This window comes from Kitasatospora sp. NPDC059973 (assembly GCF_042737525.1).
Classification (GTDB): domain Bacteria; phylum Actinomycetota; class Actinomycetes; order Streptomycetales; family Streptomycetaceae; genus Kitasatospora.
Genome location: NZ_JBHWUI010000017.1, coordinates 35,286 through 48,300 on the forward strand (window position 1 = coordinate 35,286; position 13,015 = coordinate 48,300).

13 protein-coding genes and 1 pseudogene are annotated in these 13,015 nt (G+C 73.0%); 7 read left to right on the top strand and 7 right to left on the bottom strand.

The features are described 5' to 3' along the window. Positions 1-14 precede the first annotated feature (14 nt). Positions 15-227, top strand: a pseudogene (locus ACFWA9_RS07560) (hypothetical protein); the annotation flags it as partial. A gap of 248 nt (positions 228-475) precedes the next feature. Then, on the top strand, positions 476-1,198 hold the full coding sequence (locus tag ACFWA9_RS07565) for an aspartate/glutamate racemase family protein (RefSeq protein ID WP_380384198.1): 723 nt from the start codon (positions 476-478) through the stop codon (positions 1,196-1,198). A 423-nt stretch (positions 1,199-1,621) separates the two neighbouring features. Here the strand turns inward: ACFWA9_RS07565 and ACFWA9_RS07570 are convergent, their stop codons facing one another. Then, the gene (locus tag ACFWA9_RS07570) at positions 1,622-3,106 is read right to left on the bottom strand and encodes a tyrosinase family protein (RefSeq protein WP_380384201.1); all 1,485 of its coding nucleotides are present in this window, start codon (positions 3,104-3,106) and stop codon (positions 1,622-1,624) included. A 205-nt stretch (positions 3,107-3,311) separates the two neighbouring features. Here ACFWA9_RS07570 and ACFWA9_RS07575 point away from each other — a divergent pair, with 205 nt between their 5' ends. Next, positions 3,312-3,737, top strand: a complete 426-nt coding sequence (locus ACFWA9_RS07575; protein WP_380384204.1) for a hypothetical protein — start codon at positions 3,312-3,314, stop codon at positions 3,735-3,737. A gap of 23 nt (positions 3,738-3,760) precedes the next feature. On the opposite strand, the gene ACFWA9_RS07580 is transcribed toward ACFWA9_RS07575, so the two are convergent. From ACFWA9_RS07580 to ACFWA9_RS07590, 3 genes are all read right to left on the bottom strand, one after another. Continuing rightward, on the bottom strand, positions 3,761-4,402 hold the full coding sequence (locus ACFWA9_RS07580; RefSeq protein WP_380384207.1) for a DUF5134 domain-containing protein: 642 nt from the start codon (positions 4,400-4,402) through the stop codon (positions 3,761-3,763). Positions 4,403-5,215: 813 nt separating this feature from the next. Further along, the gene (locus tag ACFWA9_RS07585; protein ID WP_380384210.1) at positions 5,216-5,566 is read right to left on the bottom strand and encodes a hypothetical protein; all 351 of its coding nucleotides are present in this window, start codon (positions 5,564-5,566) and stop codon (positions 5,216-5,218) included. Positions 5,567-5,587: 21 nt separating this feature from the next. Then, positions 5,588-5,827, bottom strand: a complete 240-nt coding sequence (locus ACFWA9_RS07590) for a hypothetical protein (RefSeq protein ID WP_380384213.1) — start codon at positions 5,825-5,827, stop codon at positions 5,588-5,590. A 162-nt stretch (positions 5,828-5,989) separates the two neighbouring features. On the opposite strand from ACFWA9_RS07590, the gene ACFWA9_RS07595 reads away from it, so the two are divergent. Continuing rightward, positions 5,990-6,997, top strand: coding sequence for a phospholipase (locus ACFWA9_RS07595; protein ID WP_380384216.1), 1,008 nt, complete (start codon positions 5,990-5,992; stop codon positions 6,995-6,997). 77 nt (positions 6,998-7,074) lie between these two features. Here the strand turns inward: ACFWA9_RS07595 and ACFWA9_RS07600 are convergent, their stop codons facing one another. Both ACFWA9_RS07600 and ACFWA9_RS07605 read right to left on the bottom strand, forming a co-directional pair. Then, complete coding sequence (locus tag ACFWA9_RS07600; RefSeq protein ID WP_380384218.1) at positions 7,075-7,878, bottom strand: methyltransferase domain-containing protein; 804 nt, start codon at positions 7,876-7,878, stop codon at positions 7,075-7,077. Next, a complete protein-coding gene (locus tag ACFWA9_RS07605) occupies positions 7,871-9,178 on the bottom strand; it encodes an MFS transporter (protein ID WP_380384221.1) in 1,308 nt (435 codons plus the stop codon). The genes ACFWA9_RS07600 and ACFWA9_RS07605 overlap by 8 nt, the downstream gene beginning before the upstream one ends. 107 nt (positions 9,179-9,285) lie before the next feature. On the opposite strand from ACFWA9_RS07605, the gene ACFWA9_RS07610 reads away from it, so the two are divergent. After that, complete coding sequence (locus ACFWA9_RS07610; protein WP_380384224.1) at positions 9,286-10,272, top strand: ArsR family transcriptional regulator; 987 nt, start codon at positions 9,286-9,288, stop codon at positions 10,270-10,272. 55 nt (positions 10,273-10,327) lie between these two features. Here the strand turns inward: ACFWA9_RS07610 and ACFWA9_RS07615 are convergent, their stop codons facing one another. Beyond that, a complete protein-coding gene (locus ACFWA9_RS07615) occupies positions 10,328-11,497 on the bottom strand; it encodes a serine hydrolase domain-containing protein (RefSeq protein WP_380384227.1) in 1,170 nt (389 codons plus the stop codon). A gap of 266 nt (positions 11,498-11,763) precedes the next feature. Here ACFWA9_RS07615 and ACFWA9_RS07620 point away from each other — a divergent pair, with 266 nt between their 5' ends. Continuing rightward, entirely contained in the window at positions 11,764-12,264 is a 501-nt protein-coding gene (locus ACFWA9_RS07620; protein WP_380384230.1) for a hypothetical protein, read from the top strand. 593 nt (positions 12,265-12,857) lie between these two features. Next, a complete protein-coding gene (locus ACFWA9_RS07625; RefSeq protein WP_380384233.1) occupies positions 12,858-12,998 on the top strand; it encodes a hypothetical protein in 141 nt (46 codons plus the stop codon). The last annotated feature ends 17 nt before the right edge of the window (positions 12,999-13,015 follow it).

The following is a 13,015-nucleotide window of genomic DNA, read 5'->3' on the forward strand; positions in this document are numbered from 1 at the left end:
ACGAGCTGGAGGTGCCGGCCGACGCCCGGGGGCCCGGAATCGGCCGACGACTCGGTCCGTCCGATCGGGTGCGCTGGCAAGTGAACTACCGCTTCAGCAGCGCGGCGGGCATGCAGGACTGGTCGTACTGGCTGGACACCTTCAACATCGCCTACGACCCTGCCGCCGCCGACGTGTTCCTGTCGGCACCGCCCGTCCTCGTCGACGAGTGCGGGCCGCTGCGCTAGCGTCACCGCGTCGCTCCCCCGTCTGACCTGCGGCGCAGCCGGTGCGGCCGGGTGACGGCGGGCGGCGGGGGGCTCCGCCGTCGAGGCACCCCGGTGCAGTGTTGTCATGTCCCCCGCCTCCTTTGCGTCGGACGCTTCACGAAAGCCAAGGGAAGCTTATACATCGGCGTCTGCCATGCTGGATTCCTTATGGCGAGGCATCGCGCGGCGGCCGCGGTGCCGCTCGGAGTCGATGTGAGGGTGTGGCGATGCGGACGATCGGCCTGATCGGTGGGATGAGCTGGGAGTCGACGGCGGAGTACTACCGGTTGTTGAACGAGTTCACGCGGGAGCGCCTCGGCGGACTCCACTCGGCGCGGTGCGTGATCTATTCGGTGGACTTCGCGGAGATCGAGCGGTTGCAGGTGCAGGGCCGTTGGACGGAGGCCGGCGAGATCCTGGCCGCGGCCGCCCGGGCGCTTGAGGCGGCCGGCGCGGACATGGTGCTGATCTGCACCAACACCATGCACAAGGTCGCGGACCGGGTCGAGGCGGCGGTCTCCATCCCGCTGCTGCACCTGGCCGACGCCACCGCGACGGCCGTGCGGGCGTCGGGCCTGCGCCGGGTCGGTCTCCTGGGCACCGCGTTCACCATGGAGCAGGACTTCTACCGGGGCCGGCTCGAAGCCGGCGGACTCGATGTGCGCGTCCCGGACGCCGACGGGCGCGCGATCGTCCACCGCGTCATCTACCAGGAGCTCTGCCTGGGCCTCGTGCGGGAGGAGTCACGCGCCGCCTACCGGAAGGTCATCACGGACCTGGTGGCCGACGGTGCGGAGGGGATCATTCTCGGCTGTACCGAGATCGAGCTCCTCATCGGTTCCGAGGACAGCCCCGTCCCGGTCTTCCCCACCGCGCGACTCCACGCGGCGGCCGCCGTGCACGCGGCGCTGTCCGGCACCCGGCACGGGGGACCCACCGCATCCCGCTGACCACCGCCGAGACGGCGTGCGGAACTCGCGGGCGGGATTCCCCCCGCGCAAAGACGAGCGAACGAACGACGAGACACGGGACCTTCAACACCCCTTCGCTGAAAAGACGTTCGCCGCCGACGTGGCCCGGGCCCGGGCTGCGGCCGACACGTGCCGGGCGAAGGCGGGGGACGGGCTGGCGCACATCACCACCCGCAACACGGCACGGGACATGGGCGTCGTCCGGGCGGCGCCGGGGGAACCGAAGATCTCCTGCTTCGGGCACGCGTACGGCATCGGGCGCCCCGACCGCGGCGGGGGCGCGCGAGCACCTCGGCCACACGGCGGCCGAGGTGCTCGCGCAACTCGCGCAGCTTTCCGGGTCAGCACGATCCACGCGCCGAGTCGCACTCCCCGAGGCTCCCGGGACGGGGACGGGGACGATCAGATGCTGGTGAGGCTGACGCTCTCGAAGCTGGGCTGCGGGATGTTCGTCGCCGGCTGCGGGATGGACGGCACGATCGAGACGGTGAGCGGACCGTCCGGCATCAGCCCCTGGTCCTTGAGGCGTTGGACCTGCTCGGTGACGTCGTAGCTGGCGTCGTGCCCGCCGGCGCCGGCCATGCCGAAGAAGGAGATCCAGCCGACGAAGTAGGGGCCCTCCGGGTCGAGGTCGCCGCCGGGGCCGTTCAGGAAGACGTGGAACGGCGTCCCGGGCGGGATCTCGGTGTACACGTCGTGCACGGTGAGGATGAGGTTGGTCTGCGGCTCGTCGCGGGCGGCGAGCGAGCGCATGGCACCCTCGACGCCGCTGGGTTCCAGGGACACCGTGGTCGCCGCCCGGACATCGAGCGGCTGCCGGGGGTTGGCGACGGAGACCGCCAGGACCCGCTCGCCCGCCCGTGGGGCCTGGACCGGCGGCAGGATCACCGGCCGGGTGCCCGACCCGTCGGTCAACGACTCGTACGCGTAGTCGCGCGCGTCGTCCATGACCACCTTGCTGGTGGGCCGTTCCTCCTGTCCGTTCCCGTCGAAGAAGATGAACTCGTGGTCCAGCCAGGACGTGTGGTCCGGGTTCTGGTTGCCCTTGTCCAGCCAGCCCGACCAGAGCCGGTCGAGGTTGGCGTGGTGCAGCCAGAAGATCGGATCGCGGGCGGAGCCCTCCACCCGGCCCATCCAGCCGCCCACACCACCGTGGACCTGGTTGTGCGGGACGTTCTCCAGCTCGCCGAGGCCGGACTGGAACTGGGGCATGACGGTGTAGCTGACCTCGCTGCCGAAGGTCGGCTGGACCGCTGACAGCCTCTTCGTGGCAGCGAAGATCGTCGCGCTCATCGCCCTGAAGGGGTTGAGGTCCACGTAGGGGAGGACCTGATGGGCGGCGTTCTTGTCCTTGGCTCGATGCGGGGCGGCCCAGAACTCCGCCTTGGTCGTCGGTTCCAGGTCGTCCCGGAGGCAGAGCGGGTTGTCGACGGTCAGGGTGGTGCCGCCCGGGCGGTCCGGCATCTTCGGGCTGCGGAAGGCCGCCGGGAGCGCGCGCGTCGTGAAGGTCGGGGGCGGGCCGGCGGAGGGTGGGTCCAGCGCGTAGTCCCAGTACGGCAGGGCCCAGGTGGTGGACGGGTCGGGCGTGATGTGCTCCTCGGCGGCGATCTCCTTGATGGCCGCCCGGATGATCCGCTCGAAGTACCAGAGGTAGCCCCGGTGCCACGGCAGGAAGAACCAGCCTCCGTGCGGACACTGGCTGAAGGCCTCGTGCGTCTGCGTGACGGTGGGCGGGATGCCGTGGATGCACCCCTGGAAGACCCAGCTCGTCGGGTCGGTGGCGGGTCGCTGCTGCATCCTTCCGACGGCGCGGGCGTACCAGTAAAGCACCGGATCCCACTCGGCCATCTTGCTGGCGTCTCTTCGTATGAACGTTCCGTTCGACATGTCACTCCTAGGGTGGGCCGGGCGCCCTGGCCGGGCGGCCCGGATTCCCGGGGCGGCGGCCGCCGCCCCGTGGTGCTTCGTCCACAAGCCTTCGAGGAGGTGAACCGGGCCCGCTGTCCGGACGAGTAGCGGTGGGCGACACGGGGCGCCCGCAGGACCCTGGAACGAGCTGCTCGATCCGCCTCACCCGTCCCGGAGGGACGCCATGAACGTCAGCGATCCGACCGGCACGTACACCTACCGGAGCTTCCTCGAACGGCCCGATCCCGTCGACGACTTCAATGTCCTGCGGTTCGCCCAGGCGACGCTGCGGCTCACGGCCGAACCGGACGGCGCCCTCCACGGTGAACTGATCCTCTCGGATCCGGGGGAGGAACCGGCTTTGATCATGGATATGGTCGGCCGGGCGGAGGAATCGCCCCGCCTCCCGTTCACCTTGAGCGGCCGGGGCCGACCGCCCGTCGCGGACCTCCACTACGAGTACGACGGCGGCGTCGTCCTGCGCCACTGGGAGACCGGGATCGACCAGCGGATGGTCCTGGCCGGGGCGGTGCTGCGCGCGGAGCCGCACTCGGGTGGCCCCGCCGGGCAGACCGCGAGCTTCCTGGCGGTGCGCCGCGGCGGTGCGTGACCCGGTCACCGGACGGCCCGCCGTCAACTCATGCCGAGCAGCATGTAGGCCATGCCGATCGACATCACCGTGCGCCGCGCGGCGACCAGGTCGGGTGAGGTCAGGGCGGCCGGTCCGTGGACACGGGCCGGCCGCCCTGCCGGTCGTTCCCCCCGCGGGCGGCCCCCGGCGGCCGGGCGCGGCAGGAGCGTGCCCGCGCCGCGGGCCGCGTGGACCAGGAAGTAGGCGACCAGCGCCAGCAGGGCCCACTCCGGCACCGCGGCATGGCCGCCCCCGTGGCCGCCACCGGTGTGGCCGGCGCCCGCGTGGTGCTGCGCCGGTGCCATCAGCAGCACCAGGGCGGCCATCACCGCCGCGCTGAGGATGTGGTGCGGATAGTGACGCAGGGCGCCGATCGGGGCCGAGCGGTGGTGACGGCCCATCCGCCCCGCCAGCAGGAGCGCCGGCCAGGCCGCGGCCGCGGCGAGCAGGGCGGCCCACAGGACTCGCGGCAACGGGTCCGCCGCCGGTGCCACCATGGCGACCATGGCGAGGGCCGTCACGAACTCGATCGGCTCCAGCCGGCGGTCCGGGCAGCCGCGCCCCGCGGCGGCGAGGGCGCAGTGGACCGCACACCAGCCGGTCAGAGCGATCAGCAGGGCGGTGGCGATCACGGGCTCTTGCACGGGAGACCCCCGTTCCATGGCCGTACCCCTCATCTCCACGGTAGGCCGCGGTGCGGCGGGGCGCACGGGGAAACCTGACCGCCCGGCCGGCGGTCGCCGCCGACCCCCTCGACCGTGGGAACAGGGAGTGACCGGGGCTGCGACGCGGTTGAACTGACGGAGCGTCATCGACTACGGAGCGTTGCCCGGCCACCGGTTCCCGGCCCTGGCGCGCGGGCACACTCGCAGTCGAGCGGCGACACCACGGACGGCCACGACCGAGTAGGTGAGGATGCCCGCACCCAGCCGGGCGAGACGCGCACCAGTGCACGCCCACCGGTCGGTAGCGCGAGCAGGCGAGGGCACCGGCGACGGCGTCGTCCGGGCGCGGTGGCGGGCCGACCCGACCCCCGGCGACTGGGACTGGGCCGTCCTGAAGACCCTGCACCGTGGACAGGTCGTCACCCGGCACGGTGACCGGGATAGCCGACTGCGGCGTCACGTTCGTGGACATCGGTGGCTTCACCGCGATGATCAACATTCCCGAACCGTCGTGCCGCCCCACCGACCGGGATCGTGCCGATCGGTGCCTTCGTCCGCGTCGAGGACCGCCAAGACGGCATCGAGGGGCTGGTACACACGACAACCAGCTCGCAGAGCCGCCGACAGCCCGGCCCGAGGACGTCGTCGAGGTTGGGCGACCTCCTCACTGTGACGATCATCGACGAGGATCTGAAGCGGCACCGCATCGCGCTCTTCGTGCTCGACCGGCGCCCGCGAGGGATCGCCGGAGGGCCCGTGACGGGAGCAGCCCCCGTCGCGGGGTGCGTCGGGTCAGCTGGGCGGGCCCGAGAAGACGACGCCCTTGCGCAGCAGGCCGGTCCCGTAGTCGAACTCGACGGTGAACGGGTCGGCCGCGCCTTTCGGCAGGGCGTAGGCGGACAGGCCCACGGCCTCCTGGCCGGACGCGAGAGAACCGCTGAGGAGCTTCAGCCGTCCGCTGCCGTCCGTCAGCGAGAAGACGAGATTGCCCTTGGCGTTCTTCACGATGGGCGTCCCCGATCCGTAGAGCGAGAGGTCCGTGGCCCCGGTGTTGACGACCGTGATCCTCACCTGGACGATCCTGGCGTCCTTGGGGGGATCGAAGACCGCCGAACTCGGGACGTACGGCTCCGTCCTGGCCATCGTGACCTTCAACCCGTCGCCCTAGGTGCAGGACTGGCCGAACGACAGGTGGCGGGCCTTCTCCTTCGCGGCGGCCTTTTCCCGTTCGGCCTCGATCCGCCTCCGCTCGGTCTCGATCCGGTCCTTCTCCTTCGCCGCCCGCTCCTCGGCGGCCCTGGTCAGCGCGTCCGCACGAGCGCGCGCGGCCGTCTCCTCCGCCCGCTGCTCCCGGTGGACGGCCCGCACCTCGGCCACCACGAACCTACCGGTGTCCGGCGACACGCCCGACGCCGCCCGGCGTATCGCGCACGACGCGGCCGCCCCCTCGGAGCCAGTCGATACCCGCACAGCAAGTCCGTGCACGAAGTTGGCCGAGAATACACTCCCCCTTCATTGTCGTGCACGGGACAATTGGGCCGGATCCCGCACAGAAAGGACCTACCGATGAAGCTGTCCGTCCGCCGCTCCCTCCGCGCCACGGCCGCGGCCCTGGCCGCGCTGCTCGCGCTGGCCACACCCGCCCTCGCGGCCCCCACCACGACCGCCGCTCCGGCCGCCCCCGCGGCCTCGGCCGCCGACCAGCGCCAGGCCATCTACGCCATCGCGCACCGGGTCGACACCCTGGACGGCGTGGACGCCGCGCTCAACCACGGCGCCAACGCGATCGAGATCGACGTCTGCGCGTGGTGGAACCCGAACGAATGGCGTGCCTACCACGACTGTTCCTCGGCCGGTGAGAACCGACTGGGCCCCAGCTTCGACAGCATGATCGACCGCATCCTCTCCAACGCCAACGCGGGACGTAGGCTCGCCCTGGTCTGGTTGGACATCAAGGACCCGAACTACTGCGGGGAGCAGCCGAACCGTACGTGCAGCGTCGCCGGGCTGCGTGACAAGGCGCAGCGGCTGACGGCCGCCGGGATCCAGGTGCTCTACGGCTTCTTCGAGTACCACGGCGGCAGCACCCCGGACGTCGGCGGCCGGGGCTGGCAGAGCCTGGCGGGCAGGCTCGGCCCGCTGGAGGGCATCACCTCGACCGGGACCCGCGACCAGGTCCAGGGCGCCTTCAACCGGTCCGGCAACGGGTTCCCGGCCGGGCACCGGGCGATGGACTACGGCGACTCCGACATCACCAAGGGGTTCGGCAACTGCACGGAACCCACCTACAACACCTGCGCGGAGCTGAAGAAGGGCGCCGGTGACCGGGCCGCCGGGCGGCTCGCGGCCACGCTGTCCTGGACGACCACGTACAACGACCCGTGGTACGTCGACAAGCTCCTCGGCGACGCCCGCGTGGACGGCATCATCGCCGGCTACGGCGCCTTCACCGGGGTGCGCGAGTACGACAACGGCTGGCAGTGCGCCAACGCCGTCAACCTGGTTCGTGACTGGGTGAACCGCCACAGCGGCACCCACCGGATGGCCAACTCCGGCGACCGCCTCTTCCGGTAGCGGGACCGTCGCGGCCGGGAGCCCCGGTCCCGCGACCGGCGCCGCCCGTGGACCAGTCCGACAGCCGTCGGGCGGGACTACGGGCGGCGTCCCCATGCGGAGATCATCGGAGCGGTGGCGAGGTCGAGCCGCCCGGTGGCGACGTTCGCCAGGTGCCGGTCGATCTCCTCGTCGGTGGCGAGCCCGTGCTCGACCAGACGGTGGCGGATCTGCCGCACCGTCGCGTCCTCCAGTACGGCGCACGCCGGTGAGGTGATCGGGAAGTACGCGTCGGCCCGCACGTCCTCCAGGCCGGCTTCGCGCAGCACCCTGGGCAGGGTCCGCCCGTAGGCGAGGTCCGCGCCGCGCGCCGCCATCAGGGTGCGGAATCCCGCGCGCAAGCGGTTGGCGAGCCGCTGTTCGGGGCCGGACTCGTCCGGGCAGAGCAGCGGCTGCAACGCGGGGTCGGCGTCCTCCAGGAGCAGCCGGCCACCGGGGCGCAGCGCGCCGACCATCCTGCGCAGGGCCTCGGCGCGGTCGGCGACGTGCACCAGGACCAGCCGGGCGTGCACCAGGTCGAAGCCGCCGGGCGGCGGTGGATCGGCCGCCACGTCGTGGACCAGCACCTCGATCGCGCCGCCGGCGATGCCCCTGGTCCAGCCGACGTCGAGGTCGGTGGCGACCACCGCCCCGGTCGGGCCGACGCGTTCGGCCAGCCCGAGGGGGACGGAGGGTCCGCCGGCGCCGACCTCCCAGCACCGCATGCCGGCGCCGATGCCGATCCGGTCGACGTGCCGGAACGTCACCTGGTCGAACAGCTCGGCGAGGGCGCCGAAGCGAACGCCCGCCTCGGCCTGCTTGTTGTCCAGCAGGTAGCCGTGGTCGGTGCCGTGCTCACTCATGGGGCGATTGTGGCACCTGCACCTGCACCGGCACTGCGCACCGGCCTCCGGCCGGGAGGCCGGTGGGTTCGCCGGTGGAGCGCGCCGCGATCGGTCCGGCCGCTCCGGCGGCCCGGTCCGTCCCGCGCCGCCGGAGCGGCGTCGCCAGGTGGCGGGCCAGCGCGAGGACGGCGAGGAGCGCCACCAGGGCGCAGACGGCCGGCCAGCCTGCGAGGCCGTAGACGCGGACACCGAGCCAGGAGCCGGCGCTGCCGCCGAGGTAACCGCAGGTCATGTAGGCGGTGTTGAGCCTGGAGCGGGCGTCGGGGCGCAGCTCGTAGACCCGGGTCTTGTTGGCGATCATGCCGGACTGCATCGCGACGTCGAGCAGGAGCGTGCCGAAGACGAGGACCGCCAGCCCGGGTGTGCCGCCCCAGCCGCCCGCCGCGAGGACGGCCGCCGCGCCGAGGGTGCCGAGCAGGGCGGCCAGGTTCACCGGGTCGGAGCCCCGCCGGTCGACGTGGCGACCCGCGAGCGGGGTGCAGACCATGGTCGCCGCGCCGACCAGCGCGAGCATCCCGACCGCCTGGGCGCCCAGCCCGTAGGCCGGTTCGGCGAGCAGCAGCGGCAGGCAGGTCCAGACGGCCGAGAAGCCGGCGAAGACCGTCGCCTGGTAGAAGCAGGAGCGGCGCAGCTCCGGTTCGGCGCGCAGCAGCCGCAGCGGTTCGGCGAGCAGCGCGGGGTACGGCTGCCGGGTGGGCGGCGCGGTGGCGGCGGTCCCGTCCGGCAGGGCGCGCGCCAGCACCGCCGCGAGTGCCAGCACCAGCGCGCCGGCCACCAGGTACGGGGCCCGCCACCCGAGCCACTCGCCGAGCGCGCCGCCGAAGGTACGGGCCAGCAGCATGCCGCCGATGGAGCCGCTCAGCAGGGTGCCGAGCACCGCGCCGCGCCGGTCGGCGGGCACCATCCCGGCCGCCATCGGGGAGATGATCTGCGCGGCGACCGTGGTGGCGCCGACGAAGGCTCCGGCGGCCACCAGGGCCGGCAGGGTGGGGGCGCAGGCTGCCGCCAGCAGCCCGACACCGCTGAGGGTGAGCAGGGTGACGAGCAGCGGCCGGTTGGGGAGCCGGTCGCCGAGCGGCACCAACAGGAAGATCCCGACCGTGTAACCGATCTGGACCGCGGTCACCACGAGCGTCGCGGAATCGACCGATGTGCCGAGCCCGGCGGCGATCAGTGGGGTGATCGCCTGCGGGAAGTAGAGGTTGCCCACGCCGAAGGCACTGGTCAGCGAGAGGAGCAGGAGAAGGCGGCGGCTCATCCCGCCTCACCGCCGAGGGCGACGGTGGCCGGATTCGCTTCAGGTGTCATGCGGGGCAGTCCACGGCACCCGGGTAGCCGCCGCCAAGGGATGTAGCGTGGGGCTTCATGGTCGTCAGCTTCGAACTGGGCGTCGAGGATCTCGCGGACACCCGCTTCGCCCTCTCGCCCCTGCACGAGGCCGTGGTGAGTCTGCGGGTGCTCCGCGAGCCCGGCCTCTCCGCGCTCCACCTGCCGTGGCGGCGGTCGGTCCTCCCCCGTCTGGCCGGGCCGGACACCGAGTTGCTGCTCTCCGTGGTCTCCGCACTGCGCACCCTGCCCGACTTCCTGACCCCGCGCCCGGAGGGCTTCGCCCCGCCCTTCGAGGAGGAGCTGGCCGTCGTCCGCCGGACCGCTCCGGAGGTCGTCCGGGCCGACCTGCTGGCCACCCACGCGCCGGACCGGCTCCCCGCACCCCTCCTGGGGGCCCGCTCGGACCCGGCGCGGCTTCGGGACGCGCTCTGCGACGCCCTGGAGCGGTACTGGGAGTTGGCCGTACGGCCGAGCTGGCCCCGGATGCGGCTCCTCCTGGAGGCCGACATGACCTACCGGGCACGCCGGCTGGCCGTCGGAGGCGCCCGTCTGCTCTTCGCCGACATGCATCCCTTCCTGCGTTGGGAGAACGGGGTGCTGCGCATAGCCGACATGATCAGCCGCCACCACGTCGCCGTCTCGGGACGCGGTCTGCTGCTGGTGCCGTCCGTCTTCGCCCACAAGCCGGCGCCCCCGCTCAGCCCGGACGGCGCGCCGGCCCTCTCCTACCCGTGCCGCGGTGTGGCGACCCTCTGGTCCCGGGAGCCCGCGCCCGATGCTCCGGCGCTGGCGGCGCTGGTGGGCCCGCCCAAGGCACGGCTGCTCGCCCTCCTCGACGAGCCCCTGGCGGGAGTCGAACTCGCCCGCCGCCTGCACGTCTCCCCCAGCGCCGTCTCCCAGCACCTGCGCGTCCTGCACGCGACCGGCCTGGTGGCCCGTGCCCGAGACGGCCGCCAAGTCCTCTACCGCCGCAGCCACCTCGGGGACCAACTGCTCGGCTCCCCCGATCCGCCCGGGCCGTAGCACCGACCGCCCGGCCCCGGGGGTGACGGGAGGTCGACTCCGCGCTGTCGGGCCATCAGCCGCACAGGGCGGCCGTCTGCGCCTCCATCAGTCCCGTACTCCGCGGGACGGGCGGCGCGCCCTTGAGGTCGGCCCCGAGGTCGTAGAGGTTGACGGCCAGGACGAGCTGCCGTTCACCGTCGACGGTGGTGAGGGACACGCTCGTGTAGCCGGGGCCGCCGCCGTCCGTCGCCCAGGTACCGACCTGCCTGGTGTCCGGCTCGGTGCCGCACTCCACGTCCCGGCGCTGCACGCCGAGTCCGTAGGCCGGTTTGTCGGGGAAGTCGACCGTGGTCAGGAGTTCGCGCTGCTGGGCGGGGCGCAGCAACCTGCCGGCGAACAGGGCCCGGTGGAACCGGGACAGGTCGTCGACGGTGGAGATCATGGCGCCGGCGGTCCAGTCGTACGACGGGCTGAACCGGGTGACATCGTGCCCCGCGAGGTCGTAGCCGTGCAGATGGGGGCCGTGGATGTCGGGGTCGGTCACCGGGAAGGAGGTGTCCTTGAGGCCGAGCGGCGCGATGATCCGGCGCTGGATCTCGGAGGGCGCGCTGCGATGGGTGACCGCCTCGATGACCAGCCCGGCGAGCAGGTAGTTGGTGTTGGAGTACGCCCAGTCGGTGCCAGGGGCGAAGAGCGGCGCGTGCCGGACGGCCAGCGCGACCACCTCCCGCGGGGTGTAGACGTAGTCCCGGTCGTGGTGTTCCAGGTAGGGGGCGAAGAACGCCGGCTCGGTCGTGGGGTCGTAGATGCCCGAGGTGTGGTTGAGCAGTTGGCGGACGGTCACGGCCGCGCCGTCGTTGCCGTTCCCCCGGACCGTGCCCGGCAGCCACCGCTCCACGCTGTCGTCCAGGGAGAGCCGCCCGTCGCCCTCCAGTTGCAGCAGCACCGTCGACACGAACGACTTGGTGTTGCTGGCGATCCGGAAGCGCTGGTCGGGCCGGGCCCGCTCGCCGCTCGCGGTGTCGGCGAGCCCGGCCGCCGCGCGGGACTCCCGCTCGCCGTTCCGGGTGTACGCCACGACACCCGGGAACCCGTCCGCGACCGTCTGTTCCAGGGCCGCCTTGAGGCCGGCCGGTGGGGCCGCCGGGCGGTCCGCCGCGGCCGCGGCCCCCGGGAGGATGCCCGCTGCCGCCACCACGCACATCCCCACCCACACGGCCGCGGCCCCCGTACGTACCTTCATTGGTTGCTCCTGTCCTCGTTGCCCGTGTTCGTCCTGACTCATCGTGCCGGGCCGCGCACCGGCTGCCCATCCCGCTGACGCCCGTGTTGGTACGGGGGTTGTCCCCACCCCGCACCCTCCGGTTCGCTCCATAGCCCGTTCGAGGGGATCCGGAGCAGGTCGGGGTAGGCACCGCGCGGAACGGGGAAGGCAGCCGCCGTGTCCACCGGGACACGGGCGCACCGCTCGTGCGTCCGCCCACCACCCCACCAGGCATCGGGAACGTGATGACGAACATCGACCGCAGGCACGCCCTGCGCGTGGCATCCGCGGCAGCAGTCGGCATGGGTGCGACCCTCGGCGCGACCGGGACCGCCCGGGCGAGCCGGCGGGCCTCGACCCTGAACCTGAAGGGCAGGCGAGCGGCGGCCGACATCCCGGGCGTCCTCACCGCCGGCGCACCGTACTTCGTCCACTACGAACTCCGCGACACCGACGACAATCCGGTCGGCACCGAGAGCGCGCACAGCCTGCCCATCATCGTCGGGCCGACCGGGTCCCTCGTCCTGGCCACCGTGGCGCTGCGCCTCACCGACGGGATGCTCACCGCCGCCGGTGCCTTCGAGCGGCCGCTTCCGGCGGTGACCGAGGTGGCGCTGGGCTACCAGCCGTGGTCCCACACCTTCGCGATCACCGGCGGGACGGGCGACTACACCGGCGCCTCCGGCGAGCTCCGGATCGACCACCTCAGCCGCGACGACTCCGCCCTCACCGTCACCCTGACCTGAACCCGAACCCGGTCCGGCCCGAGGGACCCACGGCCCCCCGGAGTCGCCAACCGGCCTTCCTAGCAAGGGTTTTGGACTTGCCGGTCCATTGTGAGCCGCCTAACGTGCTGACCGTTCCCTCACGAAGAAGCCCTGCGGAGAGGCGGCACCCTGCACGCGATCCGGATCGAGAAGCACGGCGGCCCCGAGGTCATGCACTGGACCGAGCTGCCCGACCCCACCCCCGCCCCCGGCGAGGCACTGGTACGCCTGGGGGTCGCCAGGGTCAACTACATGGACATCGGTGCGGCCCGGGTGATCGACGACCAGCAGCCGGAGCTCGGCTCCCTCACCTCGTGGGCCGCCTGGCAGCGGTGGCGCGACAAGGTCGTCGCCCGCTACCGCGCCCAGGGCACCGACTGTCCGCTGCACACCGCCCTCGCCCAGCTGGGCCCGGCCACCGACGCCACGCGGACCGTGGCCGGCGGCCTGCTCGACCGGTGGCAGCAACAGCTGGCCGCGGGCATCCGCCACCTGCGGGACGCCGGCGAGACCGACCCCGACCTGGACCCCGACCGCGAGGCGCCGCCCTGCTGGCCGGCATCCAGGGCGGCGTGCTGCTCCTCCTCACCACGGGCGCGACCACCCACCTGGAGGCCGCTCTGGACGTGGGCATCGCGCGCCTGCGCGGCCGGACCGCCGCGGCCGTCGAGAACGGCACCGGCCGCGCGGCCCGCTCGGCCGTGGCCGAGTGAACCCGCCCGGCGGTGGC

Coding starts and splice junctions, on each gene's coding strand:
- ACFWA9_RS07565 (WP_380384198.1), top strand. CDS start 476: ATGCGGACGATCGGCCTGATCGGTGGGATGAGCTGGGAGTCGACGGCG.
- ACFWA9_RS07570 (WP_380384201.1), bottom strand. CDS start 3,106: ATGTCGAACGGAACGTTCATACGAAGAGACGCCAGCAAGATGGCCGAG.
- ACFWA9_RS07575 (WP_380384204.1), top strand. CDS start 3,312: ATGAACGTCAGCGATCCGACCGGCACGTACACCTACCGGAGCTTCCTC.
- ACFWA9_RS07585 (WP_380384210.1), bottom strand. CDS start 5,566: ATGGCCAGGACGGAGCCGTACGTCCCGAGTTCGGCGGTCTTCGATCCC.
- ACFWA9_RS07595 (WP_380384216.1), top strand. CDS start 5,990: ATGAAGCTGTCCGTCCGCCGCTCCCTCCGCGCCACGGCCGCGGCCCTG.
- ACFWA9_RS07600 (WP_380384218.1), bottom strand. CDS start 7,878: ATGAGTGAGCACGGCACCGACCACGGCTACCTGCTGGACAACAAGCAG.
- ACFWA9_RS07605 (WP_380384221.1), bottom strand. CDS start 9,178: ATGAGCCGCCGCCTTCTCCTGCTCCTCTCGCTGACCAGTGCCTTCGGC.
- ACFWA9_RS07610 (WP_380384224.1), top strand. CDS start 9,286: ATGGTCGTCAGCTTCGAACTGGGCGTCGAGGATCTCGCGGACACCCGC.
- ACFWA9_RS07615 (WP_380384227.1), bottom strand. CDS start 11,497: ATGAAGGTACGTACGGGGGCCGCGGCCGTGTGGGTGGGGATGTGCGTG.
- ACFWA9_RS07620 (WP_380384230.1), top strand. CDS start 11,764: ATGACGAACATCGACCGCAGGCACGCCCTGCGCGTGGCATCCGCGGCA.